Source organism: Arthrobacter sp. efr-133-TYG-120 (genome assembly GCF_030209785.1).
Lineage (GTDB): Bacteria > Actinomycetota > Actinomycetes > Actinomycetales > Micrococcaceae > Arthrobacter.
The window spans coordinates 148354-169826 of record NZ_JARVRI010000001.1; the positions used below are offsets into that span (position 1 = coordinate 148354).

Annotated in this window: 20 protein-coding genes; 10 read left to right on the forward strand and 10 right to left on the reverse strand. The window is 64.7% G+C overall.

All coding sequences use genetic code 11. The features are described from left to right. The first annotated feature begins 15 nt into the window (after positions 1–15). A complete protein-coding gene (locus QRN51_RS00715) occupies positions 16–705 on the forward strand; it encodes an IMPACT family protein (RefSeq protein ID WP_284988237.1) in 690 nt (229 codons plus the stop codon). A 177-nt stretch (positions 706–882) separates the two neighbouring features. Here the strand turns inward: QRN51_RS00715 and rpsA are convergent, their stop codons facing one another. The 4 genes from rpsA to polA form a co-directional block, all read right to left on the reverse strand. Beyond that, positions 883–2358 carry a 30S ribosomal protein S1 gene (gene rpsA, locus QRN51_RS00720; protein ID WP_284988238.1) on the reverse strand — a complete coding sequence of 492 codons (1476 nt, stop codon included), beginning with the start codon at positions 2356–2358 and terminating at the stop codon, positions 883–885. Between the two features lie 166 nt (positions 2359–2524). Then, positions 2525–3457: a polysaccharide deacetylase family protein gene (locus QRN51_RS00725; RefSeq protein WP_284988239.1), complete on the reverse strand. Its 933-nt coding sequence runs from the start codon at positions 3455–3457 to the stop codon at positions 2525–2527. Positions 3458–3502: 45 nt separating this feature from the next. Beyond that, positions 3503–4807, reverse strand: coding sequence for a GNAT family N-acetyltransferase (locus QRN51_RS00730; RefSeq protein ID WP_284988240.1), 1305 nt, complete (start codon positions 4805–4807; stop codon positions 3503–3505). Between the two features lie 89 nt (positions 4808–4896). Further along, complete coding sequence (polA, locus tag QRN51_RS00735; protein ID WP_284988316.1) at positions 4897–7539, reverse strand: DNA polymerase I; 2643 nt, start codon at positions 7537–7539, stop codon at positions 4897–4899. A gap of 181 nt (positions 7540–7720) precedes the next feature. On the opposite strand from polA, the gene QRN51_RS00740 reads away from it, so the two are divergent. Next, positions 7721–8188 (forward strand): hotdog fold thioesterase, encoded by a 468-nt coding sequence (locus tag QRN51_RS00740; RefSeq protein WP_284988241.1) that lies wholly within the window; start codon positions 7721–7723, stop codon positions 8186–8188. On the opposite strand, the gene QRN51_RS00745 is transcribed toward QRN51_RS00740, so the two are convergent. From QRN51_RS00745 to QRN51_RS00760, 4 genes are all read right to left on the reverse strand, one after another. Next, positions 8141–8737 (reverse strand): dihydrofolate reductase family protein, encoded by a 597-nt coding sequence (locus QRN51_RS00745; protein ID WP_284988242.1) that lies wholly within the window; start codon positions 8735–8737, stop codon positions 8141–8143. The two genes, QRN51_RS00740 and QRN51_RS00745, sit on opposite strands and share 48 nt — an antisense overlap. A gap of 36 nt (positions 8738–8773) precedes the next feature. Next, on the reverse strand, positions 8774–8995 hold the full coding sequence (locus tag QRN51_RS00750) for a hypothetical protein (protein WP_059389296.1): 222 nt from the start codon (positions 8993–8995) through the stop codon (positions 8774–8776). Continuing rightward, the gene (locus QRN51_RS00755) at positions 8992–10206 is read right to left on the reverse strand and encodes an inorganic phosphate transporter (protein ID WP_059389297.1); all 1215 of its coding nucleotides are present in this window, start codon (positions 10204–10206) and stop codon (positions 8992–8994) included. Before QRN51_RS00755 ends, QRN51_RS00750 begins: the two co-directional genes overlap by 4 nt. A 169-nt stretch (positions 10207–10375) precedes the next feature. Beyond that, complete coding sequence (locus QRN51_RS00760) at positions 10376–10873, reverse strand: HAD domain-containing protein (RefSeq protein ID WP_284988243.1); 498 nt, start codon at positions 10871–10873, stop codon at positions 10376–10378. Positions 10874–10992: 119 nt separating this feature from the next. Here QRN51_RS00760 and kynA point away from each other — a divergent pair, with 119 nt between their 5' ends. The 8 genes from kynA (at position 10993) to QRN51_RS00800 (ending at position 18358) form a co-directional block, all read left to right on the forward strand. Next, entirely contained in the window at positions 10993–11877 is an 885-nt protein-coding gene (gene kynA / locus QRN51_RS00765) for a tryptophan 2,3-dioxygenase (RefSeq protein WP_284988244.1), read from the forward strand. Between the two features lie 43 nt (positions 11878–11920). Beyond that, positions 11921–13159 carry a kynureninase gene (gene kynU / locus QRN51_RS00770; RefSeq protein WP_284988245.1) on the forward strand — a complete coding sequence of 413 codons (1239 nt, stop codon included), beginning with the start codon at positions 11921–11923 and terminating at the stop codon, positions 13157–13159. Next, the gene (locus QRN51_RS00775) at positions 13156–14010 is read left to right on the forward strand and encodes a PaaX family transcriptional regulator (protein ID WP_284988246.1); all 855 of its coding nucleotides are present in this window, start codon (positions 13156–13158) and stop codon (positions 14008–14010) included. Before kynU ends, QRN51_RS00775 begins: the two co-directional genes overlap by 4 nt. Positions 14011–14096: 86 nt before the next feature. Continuing rightward, positions 14097–15182, forward strand: a complete 1086-nt coding sequence (locus QRN51_RS00780) for a LolA family protein (RefSeq protein ID WP_284988247.1) — start codon at positions 14097–14099, stop codon at positions 15180–15182. Beyond that, positions 15179–16165: an ABC transporter ATP-binding protein gene (locus tag QRN51_RS00785; protein WP_284988248.1), complete on the forward strand. Its 987-nt coding sequence runs from the start codon at positions 15179–15181 to the stop codon at positions 16163–16165. The genes QRN51_RS00780 and QRN51_RS00785 overlap by 4 nt, the downstream gene beginning before the upstream one ends. 76 nt (positions 16166–16241) lie before the next feature. After that, the gene (locus QRN51_RS00790; protein WP_284988317.1) at positions 16242–17042 is read left to right on the forward strand and encodes an ABC transporter permease; all 801 of its coding nucleotides are present in this window, start codon (positions 16242–16244) and stop codon (positions 17040–17042) included. Positions 17043–17069: 27 nt separating this feature from the next. Further along, the gene (locus QRN51_RS00795; RefSeq protein WP_059389303.1) at positions 17070–17690 is read left to right on the forward strand and encodes an L-threonylcarbamoyladenylate synthase; all 621 of its coding nucleotides are present in this window, start codon (positions 17070–17072) and stop codon (positions 17688–17690) included. A 2-nt stretch (positions 17691–17692) separates the two neighbouring features. Further along, positions 17693–18358 carry an alpha/beta hydrolase family protein gene (locus QRN51_RS00800; RefSeq protein WP_284988249.1) on the forward strand — a complete coding sequence of 222 codons (666 nt, stop codon included), beginning with the start codon at positions 17693–17695 and terminating at the stop codon, positions 18356–18358. 21 nt (positions 18359–18379) lie between these two features. Here the strand turns inward: QRN51_RS00800 and QRN51_RS00805 are convergent, their stop codons facing one another. Together QRN51_RS00805 and QRN51_RS00810 are read right to left on the reverse strand one after the other, a co-directional pair. After that, positions 18380–20557 carry an elongation factor G-like protein EF-G2 gene (locus tag QRN51_RS00805; RefSeq protein ID WP_284988250.1) on the reverse strand — a complete coding sequence of 726 codons (2178 nt, stop codon included), beginning with the start codon at positions 20555–20557 and terminating at the stop codon, positions 18380–18382. A gap of 113 nt (positions 20558–20670) precedes the next feature. After that, positions 20671–21423, reverse strand: coding sequence for a M50 family metallopeptidase (locus QRN51_RS00810; protein ID WP_284988318.1), 753 nt, complete (start codon positions 21421–21423; stop codon positions 20671–20673). Between the last annotated feature and the right edge of the window lie 50 nt (positions 21424–21473).

Below are 21473 nucleotides of genomic sequence, written 5' to 3' on the forward strand. Positions count from 1 at the left end.
CACTAGACTGGGTCGGTGGCAGAACAGGAAGAAAGCCGGGCGACCGCGTACACAACATTGGCGCCGGGAGACGATTTCCGCCACGAACTCGAGATCAAACGTTCGCGCTTCATCACGGTGCTGCGCCGCGCTTCCGACGAGGACGCCGCCCGCGCCCTGGTGGCGGAACTGCGCAAGGAATTCCATGACGCCCGGCACCACTGCTCGGCATTCGTCCTCGGTCCGGACCGCGTCATCCAGCGGTCCAACGACGACGGCGAACCCTCCGGAACAGCTGGCATCCCCATGCTTGAGGCGCTCATCAAACGCGAGACCTTGCCTGGGGTGGCTGACCTCAGCGACGTGAGCGCCGTCGTCGTGCGCTATTTCGGTGGGATCCTCCTGGGCGCGGGCGGACTGGTCCGTGCGTACTCCGAATCGATCTCGGCCGCGCTGGACTCCGCTCCCCTGGTCCAGCGCCGCCGCCTGCGGATGTGCGACATCCCCGTGCCCCACCAAGCGGCCGGGAGGCTGGAAAACGATCTGCGCTCCGCGGGCTACGTCATGGCCGAAACTAGCTACGAGCCCTCGGAGACAATCCTGCGCGTGGCGCTACCCGATGATCCTGGCGCAATCGCGGACGCCGGTGAGCGGCTGGCATCCCTGACCGGCGGCGCCTCGGGCCTCCAGTTGCGGGGAACGGAATGGGTCGACGTCCAGGCCTGAGCACCCACGGGACATGCCCTCCCCTGTGCCGTGGGGAGCCGGGCAAGAGGGACGCGGGTGAGAGGCACAGGCAAGCAGGCAACCAGTGCAAGGGGGTTAAACAAAACGGCTCCTGCGATTCGTGAATGAATCGCAGGAGCCGTTTTGATCCGGCCCGGAAACCCGGGCCAGTGGCAATTAGTTGCCGGTCAGCTTCTCGCGCAGGGCGGCGAGTGCCTCGTCGGATGCCAGGGTGCCCGCGTTGGACTCGGTGGCAGCCGGCTCGGAGGAGTAGCTGGTGGTGCCGGAGTCGCTCTCGCCGGAAGCGGCAGCAGCGGCGTCGTCAGCAGCGTGCTGGGAAACCTGCTTCTTGTGAGCCTCCCAACGTGCCTGGGCGTCAGCGTACTGCTGCTCCCAAGCGGCGCGCTGCGTCTCGTAGCCCTCGAGCCATTCGTTCGACTCGGGGTCGAAGCCCTCGGGGTACTTGTAGTTGCCCTCTTCGTCGTACTCAGCGGCCATGCCGTACAGAGCCGGGTCGAACTCGGTGCTCTCAGCGTCAACGCCCTCGTTAGCCTGCTTGAGGGAGAGCGAGATGCGGCGGCGCTCGAGGTCGATGTCGATGACCTTGACGAAGAGCTCGTCGCCAACGGAGACGACCTGCTCAGCAAGCTCAACGTGGCGGACAGCCAGTTCGGAGATGTGAACGAGGCCTTCGATGCCGTCTTCGACGCGGACGAACGCACCGAACGGAACCAGCTTGGTGACCTTACCCGGAACAACCTGGCCGAGGGCGTGGGTGCGGGCGAAGGTCTGCCACGGGTCTTCCTGCGTGGCCTTGAGGGACAGGGACACGCGCTCGCGGTCCAGATCCACTTCGAGAACCTCGACGGTGACTTCCTGGCCAACCTCGACAACCTCGGACGGGTGGTCGATGTGCTTCCAGGACAGCTCGGAAACGTGAACGAGGCCGTCTACGCCGCCAAGGTCCACGAATGCACCGAAGTTGACGATGGAGGAAACGACGCCGGGACGAACCTGGCCCTTTTCCAGCTTGTTGAGGAACGTGGAGCGAACCTCGGACTGGGTCTGCTCGAGCCATGCACGGCGGGAAAGAACAACGTTGTTGCGGTTCTTGTCCAGCTCGATGATCTTGGCTTCGATCTGCTGACCGATGTACGGAGCAAGGTCGCGGACGCGGCGCATCTCGACGAGGGATGCGGGCAGGAAGCCGCGCAGGCCGATGTCGAGGATAAGACCACCCTTGACAACCTCGATGACGGTACCGGTGACAACACCGTCTTCTTCCTTGACCTTCTCGATGTCGCCCCAGGCACGCTCGTACTGAGCACGCTTCTTGGAGAGGATCAGTCGGCCTTCTTTGTCTTCCTTGGTGAGCACCAGGGCTTCGACCTGATCGCCAACGGAGACGACGTCCCCGGGGTCAACGTCGTGCTTGATGGAAAGCTCGCGGGAAGGGATGACACCTTCGGTCTTGTAACCGATGTCGAGCAGAACTTCGTCGCGGTCAACCTTGACGACGATACCTTCGACGAGGTCTCCGTCGTTGAAGTACTTGATGGTGGCGTCGACAGCTGCGAGGAAGTCCTCAGCGGTACCGATGTCGTTGATCGCGACTACGGGGGTACCGGGCTTCTCGGTGGAGGTGATGGTCATGTAGTAGGGGCTCCGTTGTGGATAGAGTATCGGTCAGGCAAACCGCCCGCTTCCCGTTGCCGGTCCGCAGGACACGGCAAACGCCGGGTCATCCTGAATTGTGGATTGTAAATTTGCGCGCACGTAGTATGCGCCCGTTCATTCTAGTCGTTTGCCTCAAGGAGGGTCAAAGCGGCAGCGTGTCACCAAGCCGCGCGAACGTCACGCCACGGTCCAGCAGGCCCGGAAGGGCGCGGGCATAGCCCTCCGCGGTACCGCCGGCGGGCTGGTTGAAATGCGAGATCACAATCTGGCCGGCGCCGTGACCTGCGGCAATTTTCCCCACTTCGCCCGCGACCGTCGGTGCCGGGAAGGTCGCGCCGCCGTCGCCGTTCACCGTGAAGCTCACGGGTACCAGTCCGAGGGCATTGGTGATCGCCGCCGCGACGTCGTCGTAGTAGGCGGTTCCGGCCCGGAAGAAGCGTGGGGCTTTGCCGGAAAGCCGCTCCATGACCTCTTGGTTGCCCATGATTTCGTCATACACTTCACCCGCATTGGCGGTGCCCGGGATTCCGTACGCCGAGCGTCCGTTGACCGATAGGGGCTGGTGCCGGAAGCCGTGGTTGCCGAGCTCGAACAAAGGATCGGCCGCGAGCTCGGCCGCCAGCCCGGGATTGGCCTTGATCCACCGGCCATTGACGAACAAGGTGGCGGGAACGTTGAGCTTGCGGAGGGTCTTGAGCAATCGTTGATCGCAGTCCGAGCCTTGGGGGCCACCGCAAGCATCGAACGTGAGGACCGCATGCGTCGACGCCGTTTTCGAGACCACGCCGGGGACCCCAAGACCCCATTCGACGGGCTTGCGCGCGGAAAATTCAGCTACAACCTGGGACCTCGACGGCGGCACCGGCCGCGTTTCGGGCACCACCGGATTCTGGCCGGCCTCGTCCACGACCGGCGTTGAAACCGTTGCGGGGCGTGGCGCGGGGGCGGCTGCCGGTTGTTGGGCGCAGGCCGCCAGGCCGGTCATCGCGAGTCCGGCGGCAGCCGCCAGCAAGGACCGCCGGCCCGGCAGCCCTGATGGGCCGGAGGAGTGGCCCCCCGGCTGGAATTCCCCCATGGAATCCTCTTCTGTTGTAGATCGAGTGTGTGGGTGGAGATGCGCCTAGAAGTGCGTCAGGCAATGGGCTGGACGTTCGACGGCGAACATGTGCCGGGCAGCCAATGCTGCTCCTGCCGTGTGCTCGCGGATCCGGCCAGCCGAAGCCAAGGTTACAGGATTGACGGCACCCAAATAGACAGACCCCAAATCGGTGACGTCCATGCTCAGGTCAGGGCTCCCGCCATCCGCCGCATTGACGGTGACAACGCCGCCGTCGGACGTCAATTCCCAGGTACCGTCGGCAAAACCGAGCGCATCCCGGATCTGCAGGACCAACCGTCCATCGGCGCTGTAGCGGCGGGCTGACAAGGCTGCAGGGACGTCCAGGACGCGCAACCACAACATGTCGCGGTAGTCGGAAGACGCAATGCAGCGTCCGTCCTCGAGCGCCCATACAAGGGGGTCTTCAACGGGAGCGTCGGGCCAGGAAACCTGTTCGACGAGATCGATGCTGCCCAGGAATTGCCACAGTTCCAGGTACGCGGAGTCCGTCGCGGCGACAAGGTCCACGATTTCCACCGTGTACGGCTTGGTGTCCCAGCCGGCGAACTTGTATGACACGTAGCCGTCGATGATGCCGTCCGGTGCATAGTGGAGCGCACATTTGATGGCCTTGTCTTCGCTGCCGTCACGAGTCATCGCCCCGGACACGTGATGGCGGTAGGAGTCCTGCCTCACGATGGACCCCGGCGTACGGTGGTGGACCTGTTCGAATACCTCGGGCGCTAGGTCCAGGAGGACGCGTGGATCGGCGATCTCCACCCGGCCAACGGGCTCATGACGGATGCGGAACTTCGGACCGGTGTCCACCTTGATGCTTCGCTCGAAGGTCGCGACGCCGAAACCGAAGCGGCCGTAAATGGACGCTTCGGATGCGGTCAGTGCGGCCATGGCGAAGCCGCCGTCCTTGGCATCGGCGAGGTCGGCGGTCATCATCCCGCGCAGGATCCCATGCCGCCGGTGCGTTCCGCGCACGGTGACCGCGGTGATCTGGCGCGTCCGCAGCTCTTCGCCGAAGCCAACATTCAGCTTGTTTTCCAGCGTTCCAAATGTCGCCACCGGAAATCCCGGGTTGAGCGCATGCAACGGAGGTTCTTCGTTGACGTAAACACCGGTCAACTCACGGTTGTCCGCTTGGTACATCGCGAGGATCTTGTCGATGAGCTCATCGCTTCGCTGCTCGTCATGGAATCCGAAGCCGACGGCGCGGAGCCAATCACGGGCTTGTCCGTAGTCCGGGTTCTCCTTGCCGACGGAACGAAAGCGCTTGACGTTGTACTTTTCGTTTGTTTCCTTGGGATCAGCCACCTCCCGAGCCTAGCCAGACAGCATGGGGGCACGCCACCATATCGGCGGCGTGCCCCCATGCAGAACGGCTATGGAGGCCGGCGGGCCCGCTAGTGCCCGGCGTCGTACCAGCTGGAACCGACGCCTACCTGCACGTCGAGCGGCACCGTGAGCTCGGCCGCCGTCCCCATTTGTTCGGTGACGAGCTTTTCGACGGCTTCGCGTTCGCCGTGGGCGACCTCGAGGACGAGTTCGTCGTGGACCTGCAGCAGCATCCTGGACTTCAGCCCCTGGCTGGTCAACTCGGCCGAAACGCCGAGCATGGCCCGCTTCATGAGGTCCGCCGCCGAACCCTGGATCGGCGAGTTCAGTGCAATGCGCTCGGCGATCTCGCGGTGCTGGCGGTCCGTGCTGGTCAGGTCCGGAAGATAGCGACGGCGGCCTTCGATCGTGGCGGTGTAGCCGTCGATCCGGGCCTGCTCCACCACGCCGCGCAGATAGTCGCGCACGGCGCCGAAGCGGTCGAAGTAGTCCTTCATGAGGGTCCTGGCTTCGTCGACCGAGATTTCCAGTTGCTTGGACAGGCCGAACGAGGTCAGTCCGTAGGCCAACCCATAGGACATGGCCTTGACCTTGGAGCGCATGGCACTAGTGACGTCTTCCGGTGCCACGTTGAAAATGTGCGAGCCCACATAGCGGTGCAGGTCCTCGCCGTCCTTGTACGCCTGGATGAGGCCTTCATCGCCGGACAGGTGGGCCATGATGCGCATTTCAATCTGCGAGTAGTCGGCAGACAGCAGGCATTCGTAGCCCTCACTGACAACGAAGATTCCGCGGACCCGCCGGCCTTCCTCGCTGCGCACCGGGATGTTCTGCAGATTGGGGTTGTTCGAGGAAATACGCCCCGTGGCCGCGACGTTCTGCGCGTACGTGGTGTGGATGCGGCCGTCCTCAGCCACCGATTTCTTGAGGGTCTCCAGCATTTGGGCCAGCTTGGAGGATTCCCGGTGGGCCATGAGCTGCACCAGGAACTCGTGGCCGGTCTTCTCCAATAGGGCCTTCAGCGAGGCAGCGTCCGTCGTATAGCCGGACTTGATCTTCTTGGTCTTCGGCAGGCCGAGCTCTTCGAAGAGGACGGTCTGGAGCTGCTTGGGCGAGCCAAGATTGACCTCGTGGCCGATCGCGGCAAATGCTTGCTCCTGGGCGTTGTCGATCACCTTCGCCAGGTCCGCGAGCTGTTCGTTCAGGCGTTCCGTGGAGATGGCAATGCCCGACAGTTCCATCTGGGCCAGGACCCGTGCGACCGGCAGCTCCAAGGTGGTCAGGAGCGCCTCGGCCTTGCGTTCGGCGAGCTCGCTTTCGAAGTGCTTGCTCAGTGTGTGCACGACGGCGGCCTGCTGGACGAGCGCGCTGGCGGCGGCCCCGTCCGGCCCATCACCAAGATCGAGTTCCAGCTGGCCGGCTTGTACAGCCGCAGCCGCGACGGTGATCCTCAGGTGGTGCTGGGCGAGCTCGGCGAGTTCGTAGCTGCGGCGGTCCGGCTGGATCAGGTAGCCCGAAATGGCAGTGTCGTCCACCACGCCTTCCAGGCCGAGTCCACGGTGGTTCAGGGCCTTCAACGCGTCCTTGAACTCGTGCATGACCTTGGCTTCTTCGGGGTCTTGAAGCCACTTGGCAAGGACGGCATCGGCCGCCGCGTCCAAGGATGACAACTCGATGTAGGCCGCCCCGTTGGCACGCACGATCGCGAGGGCAGAGGCGTCGTCACCGATCCGCCCGGGAACCAACTGCACGGCGACGGCGGCACGGCTCCCCGTACCGGCGGCGAAGAACTCCTCCAGGGCGGCGGCGTCGTCCAGGATCTTGTAGTCGGGCGCGTCGATGGTTTCGGGGGGCGCGCCAGCGGTGTCGTCGCCATAGAGTGCGAACAGCCGGGCGCGGAGGGTCTTGAATTCAAGGGTGTCGAAGAGAGTCTCGACCTCCTGGCGGTTCGGGCGCGGCTCCTCGAGTTCCGCGAGCGTCACAGGGAGCTCAAGGTCTTTGAGCAGCTGGTTGAGGCGGCGGTTCCGCTTGACGGCGTCGATGTTTTCCCTGAGGGCTCCACCGACTTTGCCGCCGATCGAATCCAGGTTCTCCAGGATCCCTTCGAGGCCGCCGTACAGGTTGATCCACTTGGCCGCGGTCTTGGGGCCGACGCCGGGAACGCCGGCGAGGTTGTCGGCGGACTCCCCTACCAGCGCGGCGAGATCGGAGTAGCGGGACGGGGGAACGAAGTACTTTTCTTCGATCGCTGCCGCGTCCATGCGGGGAATATTGGAAACACCCTGTTTCGGGTACAGGACGAACACGTTGTCCGTGATGAGCTGGAAAGCGTCACGGTCCCCTGAAACCAGGAGGACTTCGTAACCTGCGGCCTCTCCCCGGGCCGCGAGTGTGGCAAGAATGTCGTCTGCCTCGTACCCGGGCATCTTGATGGTCTTGATGCCCCACGCTTCCATGACTTGGTCGATGAGATCGATCTGCCCGCGGAATTCCTGCGGCGTCTCGTTGCGGCCACCTTTGTATTCGCTGTACTCCGCCTTGCGGAACGTCGTGTCGTCCGAGACGTCGAAGGCCACCGCAACGTGGGTGGGCTTCTGGTCCTTGATGAGGTTGATCAACATCGAGGTGAAGCCATGCACGGCGTTGGTGTGCTGGCCCGAGGATGTGGCGAAGTTCTCTGCCGGCAGGGCATAGAACGCCCGGAACGCCATCGAGTGACCGTCGAGGACCAGGAGCCTCGGCCGGCCACCGGCCGCCGTGCCCGCAGTGGTTGTTGAAGGGTCTGGTGCCGTTGCGGTGGCAGTTGACACTGCGCTTGCGGTTGCCGTTGACGTTGCCGTTGGAACTGAGTCCGGTTTGGTTGTTTCGCTCACAGGTGCCAGCCTAGTTGCCATGATGGACAATTTCACGCCGGGCCCGTTCACCGACGAACTCAATGCGGCCGGCGTTCCGCAAGAGTTGCACGGTTGGCTTTCCCGCTATGGCGTGGGTTCCCTCGTAGCGAAGATGGGCATCAAGTTCCTGGAACTGAGCCCTGAACGGACCGTTGCCACCATGCCGGTCGAAGGCAATACCCAGGTTGCCGGCATCCTCCACGGCGGAGCCCACGTGGTCCTCGCCGAAACGCTGGGCTCCTTCGCGGCAGCCCTGCATGCCGGAGCCGGGCGCCACGTGGTGGGAATCGAGGTGGGCGCAACCCACCATCGCTCCATTGCGAGCGGCCTGGTCACCGGCACTTGCACGGCCATCCACTTGGGCGGCACGCTCGCCACCCATGAAATTGTCATGACCGACGATCACGGCCGGCGACTCTCAACTGCCCGGATCACCAACATGATCCGGGAGAACAGGGCCCGCTGAACCGGCACGCGCGGGGAACCTGTAGCGCACCTCTACTGCCGCGCTACCCAGGGTGCGGGAGGAGACCAACTCAAGGGGCGCCGTCGGGCTTTCAACAGGCAACAAGCGCTTGCCGGAACCCAAAGCGACCGGAATCAGGGTGACAATCATCTCGTCCAGCAGGCCGGCCTTGGCGAACTGGGCCACGAGGTTTCCGCCGCCAACCAGCCACACGTTCTTGTCGCCGGCGTCGGCAATCAGGTCCGGCGCGAATTCCTCAACCTCGCCACGGACGAATGTGACGTCCGCGCCGGGCGGCGCGGCGTATTCGCGGTGGGTGAAGATCCAGCATGGAACACCCTGGTAGGGCCACTTGCCCGGTTCGTGTTCCATGAGCCAGCGGTACGTTTGGCCGCCCATGACAATGCAGCCGATGCCCGCCATGAAGTCTTCATAGCTTTCGGTGACGCCCTCGGCCTCTTCGAACTGGAGCAGCCAGCCAAGATCGTCTTCTTTCGTGGCGATGAACCCGTCAAGCGAGGATGCCACGTAGTACTGGAAATCCGCCATGGCCCCACCCTACCCATCAGGCAGCAGCGTTCACAGCTACTTCGAGAAGTACGGAACGATCAGGTAGATCCCGAAAAGCACGGCGATGCCGCAGGCCGCAAAACAAGCGTAGGCGAGCGACCGGACCATGCCCGGCGATTTCTGCCGGGCGTCGCCCGCGATGGCGGTGAGGCGGACACCGAGCGAATACAGCACGACGAGGAGAACGGCCGCCACAAGGGTCGCGCCGGCTACCTCCACCAGATCAAACCACTTCATGCCTGGATGTCCTTACTCGCGCTTTTGCTCAGGTTCTGTTTTCTAGCCTTCTTCTTGCGGAAGCGGACTGCGGTGCCGGCTTCCTCGACTTCCACGGCGTTGTGGTGGCCCACGTGCGATTTCCTCGAGTAAATGAACATGTAGACGACGACGGCGGTGCCCACGACTGCGGCGATGACCACCCCGACGGTACCGGTGCCGATGAGGAACGCCGTCAAAGCGCCCACGATGGCAGCCGCAGGGAGGGTGAAGAGCCAGCCGGTGGCGATGCGCCCCACCGTTCCCCAGCGCACCGTGGTGCCTTTGCGCCCGAGTCCCGAGCCGATGACCGAACCGGAGGCCACCTGCGTGGTGGAGAGCGCGAAGCCGAGGTGGGAGGAAGCGAGGATGGCTGATGCCGTGCTGGCTTCCGCGGAGAAGCCCTGGGCTGGCTTGACGTCGGTCAGCCCCGAGCCCATGGTCCGGATGATGCGCCAGCCACCCGCATAGGTTCCGATGGCGATGGCGAGTGCGCAGGCCCCGATGACCCAGAGCTGCGGGCCGCTGCCGGCCGGCTGGGTTCCGGCGGCGATCAGGACGAGGGTGATGATGCCCATGGTCTTTTGCGCGTCGTTGGTACCGTGGGCCAAGGCGACGAGGCTCGAAGTGAAGATCTGGCCGGTACGGAATCCGCCGCGCTTCTGGGTCAGCTTGTCGCCGGTTTCGGGGTCATGCCGGGACGTCAGGAGGTAGGCCAGCTTGGTGCACAGATAGGCCACGGCACCGGCGAGCAGTGGCGAGAAGACGGCCGGAAGGATCACCTTCTGGAGCACGGTGTCGAAGTTGACGGCGTGGAATCCGATGCCGACGATCGCAGCGCCGATGAGGCCGCCAAAAAGCGCGTGCGAAGAACTGGACGGCAGCCCCTTGAGCCACGTGAACATGTTCCACAGGACGGCCCCCATCAGCCCGGCGAAGATGATCTCCGGCGTGATGTGGATACCGTCCGTGCCCTCGCGGATCAGGCCGCCCGAAATGGTCTTTGCCACTTCGGTCGAGAGGAACGCGCCCACGAGGTTGAGCACCGCGGCCAAGGCAACAGCCGTCTTGGGTTTGATGGCACCCGTGGCGATCGGAGTCGCCATGGCGTTCGCAGTGTCGTGGAACCCGTTGGTGAAGTCAAAAAATAAGGCCAGCGCTATGACAAGCGCGACCATGAAGGTGATTCCCACCTGGTGCCCAATCTGCAGAGTCGATGATGCGCAGTTCCACTTCCCCGGGGCCTGCCCAACAAAAAACAGTTCAGCACGCGTTCATCTGACTGTACTGGCGGAATTAACTATGGCGGGCGTGAAACCTTAAGAATCTTACGTGCCATTGCCGGCATGGCCAAACATCGAATCATCCAAGGAATTGCCGAACAGCCGCGATATCGCTGCGTGACAGGCCCCGCCGCGGATCCGGTGAGATCCACAGCACACGGTTGCCGAGAAACTCGGCCCAGGACCGGGCCGCGGCTTCATGGTCCAGCTGATCGTCCATCCACACGATCCGTTCGGCTCCGGACTCCTGGACGTCCTTCTGCAAGACGTCCAGCTTCCACCAATCGGCAGTCTGGTCCCAACCATCGCTGGTCAAGACGGGCCAATGCTCGCCGTGGAGACCGATGGCGGGGCATAGGAACTCGGGCGCGAGCCGCTGCCACGTGGTCAACCATACAAACCTCGCCGCGGGGTGGGCGGCCAGGTCATTGAGTTCGTCAACCAGTTCGGACGCGTAGACGACGTCCAGGATTCCGGCGTCGGCGATTTTCCATTCCGTACCCCAATCGGTGAAGCCCAGGGGACCGAAGGGGTTCACCACGCCGTCGACATCCAGATACAGCGACACGGTGGTCATGCAGCCCCCTCCCGGACGTGCCAACAAAGCCAGCGTAAGGCAAGCGCTTTGGAACGCCACCGGGACCGTCCGGAAATTCACTATCTTGACGTTCGTCACATAAGTGATAATCTCAATGCATGGAAAACCGCACCGGCCACTCCGAAGAGACCATCAGGGCCCAGGGAATCAGGCCCATCGAGGATTCGGTCCGCACCGACTTCAGCCAGGCCATGTCCTATGGCGGGTATCTGGACCTTGACCGCCTCCTCACGGCCCAGCACCCGTTGAGCACCCCGGAACACCATGACGAAATGCTGTTCATCATCCAGCACCAGACCAGCGAACTGTGGCTCAAGCTGATCCTGCATGAGCTTCTTGAAGCCCGCCGGCTCCTTGATGTGGACAACCTTGCCAAAGCCCTCAAATGCATCGCACGCGTCAAGGCGATCCAGCGGACCATGACCGAGCAGTGGTCTGTCCTGGGCACGCTCACTCCCCGCGAGTATTCCGAATTCCGGCGCTTCCTGGGCAGTTCGTCAGGCTTCCAGTCCCACCAGTACCGCGGCGTCGAGTTCCTGCTGGGCAACAAGAACCGCGGCATGCTCCGGGTCTTCGAGAGCGATCCGGCGGCGCACAGCCAGCTCAGTACCCTGTTGGAGGAGCCGACTCTTTACGACGCCTTCCTCGCAGTGCTGGCGCGGGCCGGTTATGGTGTTCCGGCCGAAATCCTTGAACGTGACACGAGCGAACCGTGGACGTTCCAGAAGGATCTGGTACCGGTCTTCCAGGAGATCTACGAATCGGAAGCCACACCCTGGGGATTCTACGAAGCGTGCGAAGACCTTGTGGACATCGAGGACAACTTCCACGCGTGGCGCTTCCGCCACCTGCGTACCGTGCAGCGGACCATCGGATTCAAGGTGGGCACGGGAGGCTCCTCCGGCGTCGACTTCCTCAAGCGGGCCCTTGACCTCACTTTCTTCCCGGAGCTCTACGCCGTCCGCACCGAGATCGGCAACTGAACAGCAAATTCCAAGCAACCCCATCGCTTTCTTCAGGAGAGACATGAACAGCGTGCAGCAAACGCAACGGCCGACGTCGGCAGAGCTCGACGCCGCGGATCCCCTCGCCGGGCAGCGTGAGGCCTTTTACGCCCCGTCGGACGGCCAGCTCACGGCCTACCTTGACGGGAACTCGCTCGGCAGGCCGCTCAAGGCGACATCGGCGAAGCTCGCGTCCTTCGTCGAGGACGCCTGGGGCAGCCGCCTTATCCGCGGCTGGGACGAACAGTGGATGGATGAGCCCACCGCAGTGGGCGACCGCATCGGCGTCGTGACCCTCGGCGCGGCCGCCGGCCAGGTGACCGTGGGGGATTCCACGTCCGTGATGCTCTACAAGCTCATCCGGGCAGCGGTCGACGCCCAAGCGGGCCGCGATGAGATTGTGGTGGACCGGGACAACTTCCCCACGGACCGTTTCATCATCGAGGGCATCGCCGCGGAGAAGGGCGCCACCATCAAGTGGGTCGCTTCCAACCCGGCCAGCGGCGTCCGGACCACGGACCTCGAGGGACTGCTCAGCGAGCGGACCGCCGTCGTCGTACTCAGCCACGTGGCATACCGTTCGGGTTTTCTGGCGGATGCCGCGGCGATCACCGCGATGGTCAAGGAAGCCGGAGCGCTCATGCTCTGGGACTTGTGCCACTCGGTAGGCTCGGTGCCCCTCGAACTGGACGCCTGGGGTGTGGACCTTGCTGTTGGTTGCACCTACAAATACCTCAATGGCGGCCCGGGCTCCCCCGCGTTCGCGTACGTCAACGCGTCGCAGCAGGACCGACTGCAACAGCCCATCTGGGGCTGGATGGGCGCCGACAACCCCTTCGGCATGACGGAAAGCTACACCCCGGCCCGTGGGATCCGCAGCTTCATCACCGGAACTCCCCCGGTGCTGGCCATGCAGCCGCTCAAGGACATGGTTGAGCTGATCGCATCAGTGGGCATGGATGCGGTGCGGGAGAAGTCCATCAAGCTGACGGAGTACGCAGTTGCCTTGGCTGAGGACATGCTGGCCCCCCTCGGCGTCGAGATTGTCAGCCCGCGCAACACCGCAGAGCGTGGCTCGCACATCACGGTGGACCATCCCCTGTTCGGCGAGGTGACACGGACGCTTTGGGAGCGGGGTGTCATTCCAGATTTCCGTCCGCCGCACGGATTGCGGATCGGGCTCTCGCCGCTCAGCACCAGCTACGCGGAGGTTGAGCTGGGAGTGACCGCCATCCGGGACGCCCTGACCGAACTCCTGTGAGTGCCGTCCTCGACGACATGGACTCCCGGCCCGGGAGTACCACGTCGTTGCTGCGGACCGTCATCGGCTTGTACCTGCGCGATGCCGGCGGATGGATGTCCACAAGGCACATCATCGTCCTCATGGAGGCCCTTGGCGTGACCGCTGCCGTGTCCCGAACGGCCTTGTCACGGTTGAAGAAGAAGGAAATCGTCCTTCCTCAGCTCCGTGAAGGTGTTCCCGGCTTCGCCGTCACCGAGGGCGCCGCCACGATGCTTGCCCGCGGAGACCGGCGGATCTTCAACCCCCGCCTGATGTCCCCCGCGGACCGCTGGTGCCTCGTGTCCTTTTCCATTCCGGAAACGGAGCGGGAAAAGCGGCACCAATTGCGGCGGAGATTGCACTGGATCGGCTGCGGCACGGTGGCAGCAGGGCTGTGGATCTGCCCGGATTCGCTCAGGGTGGAAGTGGAGGAGATCCTCGAGGACCTGGGGTTGCGCGGAATGGCCACGGTGTTCGTGACGGACACCCCCTTGGTGGGCGGCAGCCTCCGCGAGGCCGCATCCGCATGGTGGGACCTGGACACCGTGGCAGAACTGCATCGCGACTTCATCCGGCATCAAGGTTCCGCGGCGGACGACGGCGGCCAAGACAGCGGTTCCGACGGCGGCCCGGCCTCGGCCGAAACCTTCGCCCGTTACGTCCGTTGCATCGACCGCTGGCGGATCATTCCGTACCTTGATCCGGGGCTGCCGGCGGAATTCCTTCCCGAGGATTGGCCGGGCATGGCGGGAATCGCCTTGTTCGAGCGCTTGGGGGCCGCCTATTCACGGCCCAGCGCGGACTTCGTGCGGAGGACGCTGGAAGCTTAGGGGCCAAGAACGGGTGATCACTCCGGGCAGCAGGCGTACGCTGGAAGCATGAACTTCGCCGATGGTGGATGGTTCGCGAGGTTGTCATGACCCGTCCTTGGTTGCGTTGGTTGCCGGCCGCGCTGGTTCCGGTAGCCCTTGCTGCGGCGGCCCTCGCTGGTTCCTACCAGGCGGGAGCTGCGACGAGCCTGCCTCCTAAAACGGCAGAGGAAGTTATCGCGATGATCGGCCGGGCCGACGTCCATGCTTTGTCCGGAACCCTTCAACAAAGTTCCGATCTGGGACTCCCCCAGCTCCCCTCCGTCGGGCCAACGGCAACCCAAGGCCCCGCTTCGGTCATGGAACTGTTGAGCGGATCCCACACGGTCCGGGTCTACCTGGACGGCCCCGCCAAGGCCAGGTTCCAGGTGATGGACATGCTCGCCGAGCGCGACCTCGTCCGCAACGGCAACGATCTCTGGCTCTACAACTCGGCCGACAACAGTGCGGCGCACATGACGATGCCCGCCGAACCGGCCCGCGCTGCGGCCCCGCACGCGACGCCTACTCCCGGAGCGATCACGCCTGATGTCGTCGCGCAGCACTTCCTCGCCGCCGTCGGGCCTACAACAGACGTGACCGTGGGCGACGGAACCGCGGTGGCCGGCCGCACGGCCTACCAACTGGTGATCAAGCCGCGGAGTACCGGCACGCTGGTCGATTCCGTGACAATCGCCGTCGACTCCGCCTCCGGCCTGCCGCTCGGCGTCGAGGTGCGGGCACGGGGCCAGGCCGCGGCGGCCTTTTCGCTCGCGTTCATTGACGTGAGCTTGTCGGCGCCCGACGCCGCCCTGTTCAGTTTCACTCCGCCCCGCGGTGCCGCCGTGGAAGAGAAGGCAACCCCGCAACCGCGTACCCTCCCCGGTAAGACCGGGCAAGCACCGCAGGTAAAGGCAACCGGGGGCCGGCCAACAGTCACGGGAACCGGCTGGGACGCAGTGATCGCCATGCCCTCGGGGACCGTGCCCGCCGATGTCCGCTCGGCTCCGATGGTGGCCCAGCTCACCCAGCCGGTAGCGGGCGGCCGTGCAGTGATCACCAGCCTGGTAACTGTCTTGATGCTCGACGACGGCCGCGTCTTCGCGGGAATGGTGCCACTTGAGCGGTTGCAGGCCGCAGCCGCCACGAAATGACGGAGGCATCCCCGCCGGCTGAACTGGCGATAGAGACGCAAGGCCTCAGCAAGCGCTTTGGCCACCGGGCCGCCGTCGAGGACGTCGACTTGGCGGTTCCGCGCGGTTCAGTCTTTGGCTTCCTCGGTCCAAATGGCTCGGGCAAGACCACCACCATCCGGTTGCTGCTTGGATTGGCGGCCGCCACGAACGGCCGCATCCGGGTTCTGGGTGGCGATATGCCGCGCCAACTGGCAACGGTCCTGCCCAACGTGGGCTCGCTCGTGGAAGGCCCGGCCTTCTACCCTTTCCTGTCCGGGGCGGCGAACCTTCGGCGATTGGACAGCGCCGATCTTCACGCATCCCCGCGGACCAGGGCCGCACGGGTGGATGAAGCGCTCGAGAGGGTGGGGTTGTCCCATGCCGCGGGCAAAAAGGTGCGCGCCTATTCGCTCGGGATGAAGCAGCGGCTGGGAATTGCACATGCCCTGCTGCGGCCGAGGGAACTGCTTGTCCTCGATGAACCCACCAACGGCCTGGATCCGCAAGGGACCCGGGAGGTGCGCGGCCTGGTCCGCTCCCTCGCCGCCGGGGGCACCACCGTGTTCGTCTCCAGCCACCTCCTCGCGGAAGTGGAACAGATGTGCACCCATGTGGGTGTCATGAGCGTAGGCAAACTCGTGGCGCAAGGAACCCTGCACGAACTGCGCGCCGCGGGAACGGCCACGATCCGGCTCCACACGCCCGATATTGAGGCCGCTGTCCGTGTCCTCTCCAGGCTGGGCCTGCAATCGGAACTGTCAGTGCCGCTGCCCGGATCGCACGGTGCCGATGGCCAGAGCCTCGTCAGCACCGGGCCGCCGGGGTACGGGGTGGCTCCCGAGGCGATCGTGGCTGCCCTCGTGTCCGACGGCGTCCGGGTGCGGGGCTTCGGCGTGGAGGACGCCAGCCTGGAGGAGCGCTTCGTCTCCCTGACCGGAGAGGGTTTCGACATTGCCGGCTGAACGCGGAACCGAATTCACGACTGCCGCGCAGGGCGGCCTGGTAACAAACACCCGGCTATCAAGCTCGTTGGCACTCATGGCCTCCGAGCTCTCGGTGCTGTTCAGGCGGCTGCGGACATGGGCCATGCTCCTCGCGCTCGCGGCGATCCCGATCCTCATTGCCGCGGCGGTCAAGCTGAGCTCGCATCCCGTGGCGCCAGGGCGTGGTCCGCCGTTCCTTGATCGCATCACCCAGAACGGGCTTTTCGTCGGCGTCACGGCAATGATCGTCTCCGTGCCCTTGTTCCTTCCCCTCACGATCGGAGTGGTGGCAGGCGACACGATTGCCGGAGAAGCGAACCTTGGCACGCTCAGGTACTTGCTCGTCGCCCCGGCGGGACGCGTCCGCCTCTTGTTGATCAAGTACGCGTCCGCCGCGGCTTTCTGCCTGGCAGCGACCCTTACGGTGGCCGCCGCCGGTGCGCTGGCCGGCGTCGCGCTCTTCCCGGTAGGTCCCGTTACCCTGCTCTCCGGCGACACGATCGGCGTCGGCGAATCAGTGGTGCGTTCCCTGCTGATAGCCGCGTACATTGCTGTGTCACTGTTGGGGCTCTCCGCCATCGGGCTGGCAATATCCACCTTCACGGACGTGCCGGTCGGGGCCATGGCCGCAACGATCGTCCTGTCCGTGGTGTCACAAGTGGCCGACAACCTGCCGCAATTGGAGTGGCTGCACCCGTGGCTGTTCAGCCACTACTGGTTGGGTTTCGCCGACCTCTTGCGCCAACCCATCTCGTGGACGAGCCTCGGCGACAATGCCCTGCTGCAGGCGGCCTACGTCGTGGCGGCCGGCGCGTTGGCTTATGGCAAGTTCACCAGCAAGGATGTCCTGTCCTGAAGTACGGCCTGCCCGTAAGCTCGTGGCATGGCAAGATTCTTCGATGTCCACCCGCAGGACCCCCAACCACGCGCAATTGCCCAGGTGGTGAATATCCTCCAGTCCGGCGGGCTCATCGCCTATCCCACCGATTCCTGCTACGCGCTCGGCGCACAAATCGGCAACAGGGAAGCCCTCGACCGGATCCGCTCGATCCGGCAGCTGGACAGCAAGCACCATTTCACCTTGGTCTGCAAGGACTTCGCGCAGCTCGGTCAGTTCGTCATGATCGACAACGATGTGTTCCGAAGCATCAAGGCCGTCACACCGGGTAGCTACACGTTCATCTTGCCTGCCACCAAGGAAGTCCCCCGCCGCCTCCTGCACCCCAAGAAGAAAACGGTAGGCGTGCGGATTCCGGACCATAATTTTGTCCAGGCCCTCCTGGCCGAACTGGGCGAACCGCTCCTTTCCAGCACCTTGCTGCTCCCCGACGAGGAGGAGCCGTTGACCCAAGGCTGGGAGATCAAGGAACGCCTGGACAATCTGGTGGAAGCCGTGATCGACTCCGGCGACACCGGCGCAGAGCCCACCACGGTGGTGGACTTCTCGAGCGGCACCGCGGAAGTGGTCAGGCGCGGCACCGGCGATCCCTCCCGATTCGAGTGAGCATGCGTACCGCCGAATCCAGTGTCACGATCGACGTCGACGGCACACCGGTCTCCGGTATCTACGGCCGACCGGACAACCCGGTCGCGACCCTCGTTCTCGCCCACGGAGCCGGGGCGGGCATGGAGCATCCGTTCCTGGGCGGCCTCGCGCACGCTTTGAACGACGACGGCGTCGCGACCTTGCGCTTCAACTTCCCCTACCGGGAAGCCGGCAAGAAGTTCCCCGACCGACCTCCCGCGGCTATCGCGGCCTGGCGGGCCGTCATGGCGGAAGCCGCGTCCCGTTCGGAGGGAGAACCGCTGTGGGCGGCCGGCAAGTCCTTCGGCGGTCGCATGGCGTCGATGGCAGTGGCCGAAGGCATGCCCGCCGAGGGACTCGTCTATCTCGGCTACCCGCTGCACCCGCCCGGAAAACCCGAGAAGCTCCGTGACGAGCACCTTTACGGGCTCACGCTGCCGATGCTCTTCCTGCAGGGCACGCGGGACGCTTTCGCGACGCCCGAGCTGCTCGAAAACGTGGTGGCCCGGATCGGCCCCGCCGCCACCATCGAGTGGTGGGAGGGCGGCGACCATTCCTTTGGCCGCGCGGGAGTCAAGAAGAGCGCTGCGGAGGTGGGGGCCTCATTGGCACCTCCCGTTTCAGCGTTCCTTCGCAAGAACCGCTGACCTGGAAGGAGACTCTGAGCCTCAGGCTTTCGCCGAGGCGACGGCTATGCCGGGCGGCAACGGCTCGTGCCGCAAGTACTCCCGGCGGAATCGACCGCTGCCCGCCGTCAGTCCCCGCAGCACGATCGCGTACCGCAGCAGTTCCTGCTCCGGCACTTCGGCGCTGATCTCAGTACGCTCTCCGCCCACGGATGTCGTTCCGGTGACGCGCCCGCGGCGGGAGGACAGATCGCTCATGACCCCGCCCACGTGCTCGTCGGCCACAAGGACCGTCACGGCCGAAATCGGTTCGAGCAGTTGAATGCTGCCCGCCGCGGCGGCTTCCCGCAAGGCCAAAGCGCCAGCGGCCTGGAAAGCCGCGTCCGATGAATCGACGCTGTGGGTCTTGCCGCCCACCAGGATCACCCTGATGTCGACCACCGGGAAACCTGCCCGCACCCCCTTGCTCATCTGGGTCCGGACGCCTTTCTCGACCGACACAACATACGTGCCGGGGATGACCCCGCCAACAATCCTGTCCACGAATTCGAAGCCTCCCCCGCGTTCAAGGGGTTCCACTTCGATATCGCAGATCGCGTACTGTCCGTGGCCGCCGGATTGTTTGACATAGCGTCCGTGGCCCGCGGACTGGGCGGCAAAGGTCTCCCGGAGCGGGGTAATGACATCCACGGTCTGCAGCTTCACCCCCTGCTCGCGCAAACGGTCCAGGACTGCCTCCGAGTGGGCCTCCCCCATGCACCACAGGACCAGCTGGTGCGTCTCGGAGTTGCGCTCCACCCTCAGGGTCGGATCTCCCGCCGCGACCTTGGCCAGGCTCTTGGACAGCGCGTCTTCATCGCCGTGCGAGGCTGCTTCGATCGCCACAGGCATCAGCGGCTCGGGCATGTCCCAGGTTTCCACGAGCAGTGGAGCCTCGCGCGCGGAAACCGTGTCTCCCGTTTCGGCGCTCGCCACCTTCGCCAGCGCGCAAATGTCTCCGGCCACGGCGAACTGCACCGGCCGCAGGCTTGAGCCCAACGGGGAGTACAGGTGGGTGATCCGCTCGTCGCTGTCGTGGTCGGGGTGCCCGCGCTCAGCCAGGCCGTGTCCACCCACATGCACGGCAGAGTCCTCTCGCAGCGTCCCTGAGAAGACCCGGACAAGGCACACCCGTCCCAGGAACGGGTCAACAGTAGTCCGCACCACTTCGCCAAGGAGCGGACCGTCCGGATCGCATGCCAGGGGTTCCAAGGGTGTCCCGCCCAGGTCAGTCACCGTCGGGAGGCTTCGCTCAGTCGGAGGCGGAAAGGCGCGGGTCAGCACTTCCAAGAGTTCGGCCGTGCCGACTCCGGTCACGGAAGAGCTGGCCAGGACCGGAAAGAACGTCCCCCGGACGATCGCGGTCTCCAGATCTTCCACGAGGGTATCGATGGGGACGTCCTCGCCGCCGAGGTACCGGTCCATCAAGGTCTCGTCCTCGCTCTCGGAAATGATGCCCTCGATGAGTTCCCCCCGGACACCTTCCGCGCCGGCCAGTTCCGCCGCTGTCGCCGCCCGGACCGCGGGCCGTGGTTCCCCGGGGGTGTACTCCGACACCGAGCCCGAAAGCAGCCCGAGCACTCCGGAAACAGCGTCCGCGGTGCGGACCGGCAAATGAAGGGGAAGGACAGAATCGCCGAAGGCGGACCGGCATTCGGCCAGGACGGCATCGTAGTTCGCCCGGGGATGGTCAAGCCGGCTGATGACCACGGCCCTGGGCATGCCAACGCGCTCGCATTCACCCCACAGGGCGGTGGTTCCGGCGTCGACGCCGTCAACGGCCGACACTACGAACAGAGCCGCATCCGCGGCACGCAGCCCCGCGCGCAGCTCTCCCATGAAATCGGCGTAGCCCGGGGTGTCGAGAAGGTTCACTTTGATGTCGTCGAAGACCAAGGGCGCCGCGGACAGCCCGATGGATCGCTGCTGGTGGATGGCCGTCGCTTCCGAGTCGCTCACGGTGGTGCCATCCACGATCGAACCCATGCGGCTCACCACCCCGGCAGCGTAAAGGAGTGATTCGAGCAGCATCGTCTTTCCCGCGCCCGAGCGGCCAATCAGGACGACGTTGCGGATGTTTTCGGGCCGATCGGCTGGCGCCGAGGACGGGTCCGCCCGTCGAAGATCGGGGTTGGTCCGGTTCGACCCCTTCGTCGCACTGCCTGGGCCTTTCACCGACATGAGCACCTCCTGGAGTAGAAGCCGAATCCCCCGCGTCCTTTGCTAACCGATTCCACACCCTGGACTGGCGCACGGCAAGAGCAATCGACCCAGTCCGTGCCGAAACCGCAGCCTTAGGAGAGCATGCCCCACACCGTGCGAAGGGAAAACACCGCGCTTGCTGCGATGACAACGGCGAAAGCCACGAGCCACAGCAAGGACGGCACCCCCGTGGACCGGGCCAGGATGTAGGCATCCGACGACGCGAGCCGGTCGCGCCGACGGGTGTGGACCGAAGCCACCTTGAACCAATCCCGCACGGCGCCCACCTCGAGGGCTATGCCAAGTCCGAGTACCACATGGCTTACCGTCGAGGGAGTGGCGAACATGACAAGCAACTGGGCAATCGCGGCACTGAGGAGCGCCACGAAGATTCCCGTGAAGTTCCGCAGAAAGATCAGTGCGAGCAGCAACACCAGCGCGCCGATGGACATGGCTGCCCCGGACCGCCCTGCCGACACGGACCAGATGAGCGCCACGCCTACCACGGCGGGACTCGGATATCCCCAGAACCCGGACCAGGCTGCGCCGAATTTGCCGCGCCCGCTGCTCAGGAGCTGTCCGGAGTGGTCCAGCCCGATCCGGAGGCCGTGGACGACCCGCCCCGTCATGAGGGCAGCGAACGCGTGGCCCAGTTCATGCACGAAGGTCACATAAAGGCCAAACCAGCGCCAGGTGGCGCGCGGGATGCTCAGTACGACGGCAGCAGCCAAGATGCCCAGCACAACAGGGGTCGCAAGGTTCGGGACCTCTTGTGTGGTGAATCCCCGCAGCACGGCCTGCCACCAGTCGTTGGCAAGGTCAGCGGGACGCAATTCCATGTTCATCACCGTGGCATCCTAAAGAAAAAGCCTGTGAACGCCTCCCAGCCAGCTGG

Bases quoted from the DNA above. Each gene is read 5' to 3' on its own strand.
- rpsA (WP_284988238.1), bottom strand. From the start codon at position 2,358: ATGACCATCACCTCCACCGAGAAGCCCGGTACCCCCGTAGTCGCGATC.
- QRN51_RS00725 (WP_284988239.1), bottom strand. From the start codon at position 3,457: ATGGGGGAATTCCAGCCGGGGGGCCACTCCTCCGGCCCATCAGGGCTG.
- polA (WP_284988316.1), bottom strand. From the start codon at position 7,539: ATGGCGTTCCGGGCGTTCTATGCCCTGCCGGCAGAGAACTTCGCCACA.
- QRN51_RS00740 (WP_284988241.1), top strand. From the start codon at position 7,721: ATGATGGACAATTTCACGCCGGGCCCGTTCACCGACGAACTCAATGCG.
- QRN51_RS00745 (WP_284988242.1), bottom strand. From the start codon at position 8,737: ATGGCGGATTTCCAGTACTACGTGGCATCCTCGCTTGACGGGTTCATC.
- QRN51_RS00750 (WP_059389296.1), bottom strand. From the start codon at position 8,995: ATGAAGTGGTTTGATCTGGTGGAGGTAGCCGGCGCGACCCTTGTGGCG.
- QRN51_RS00760 (WP_284988243.1), bottom strand. From the start codon at position 10,873: ATGACCACCGTGTCGCTGTATCTGGATGTCGACGGCGTGGTGAACCCC.
- kynA (WP_284988244.1), top strand. From the start codon at position 10,993: ATGGAAAACCGCACCGGCCACTCCGAAGAGACCATCAGGGCCCAGGGA.
- kynU (WP_284988245.1), top strand. From the start codon at position 11,921: ATGAACAGCGTGCAGCAAACGCAACGGCCGACGTCGGCAGAGCTCGAC.
- QRN51_RS00780 (WP_284988247.1), top strand. From the start codon at position 14,097: ATGACCCGTCCTTGGTTGCGTTGGTTGCCGGCCGCGCTGGTTCCGGTA.
- QRN51_RS00785 (WP_284988248.1), top strand. From the start codon at position 15,179: ATGACGGAGGCATCCCCGCCGGCTGAACTGGCGATAGAGACGCAAGGC.
- QRN51_RS00790 (WP_284988317.1), top strand. From the start codon at position 16,242: ATGGCCTCCGAGCTCTCGGTGCTGTTCAGGCGGCTGCGGACATGGGCC.
- QRN51_RS00795 (WP_059389303.1), top strand. From the start codon at position 17,070: ATGGCAAGATTCTTCGATGTCCACCCGCAGGACCCCCAACCACGCGCA.
- QRN51_RS00800 (WP_284988249.1), top strand. From the start codon at position 17,693: ATGCGTACCGCCGAATCCAGTGTCACGATCGACGTCGACGGCACACCG.
- QRN51_RS00805 (WP_284988250.1), bottom strand. From the start codon at position 20,557: ATGTCGGTGAAAGGCCCAGGCAGTGCGACGAAGGGGTCGAACCGGACC.
- QRN51_RS00810 (WP_284988318.1), bottom strand. From the start codon at position 21,423: ATGAACATGGAATTGCGTCCCGCTGACCTTGCCAACGACTGGTGGCAG.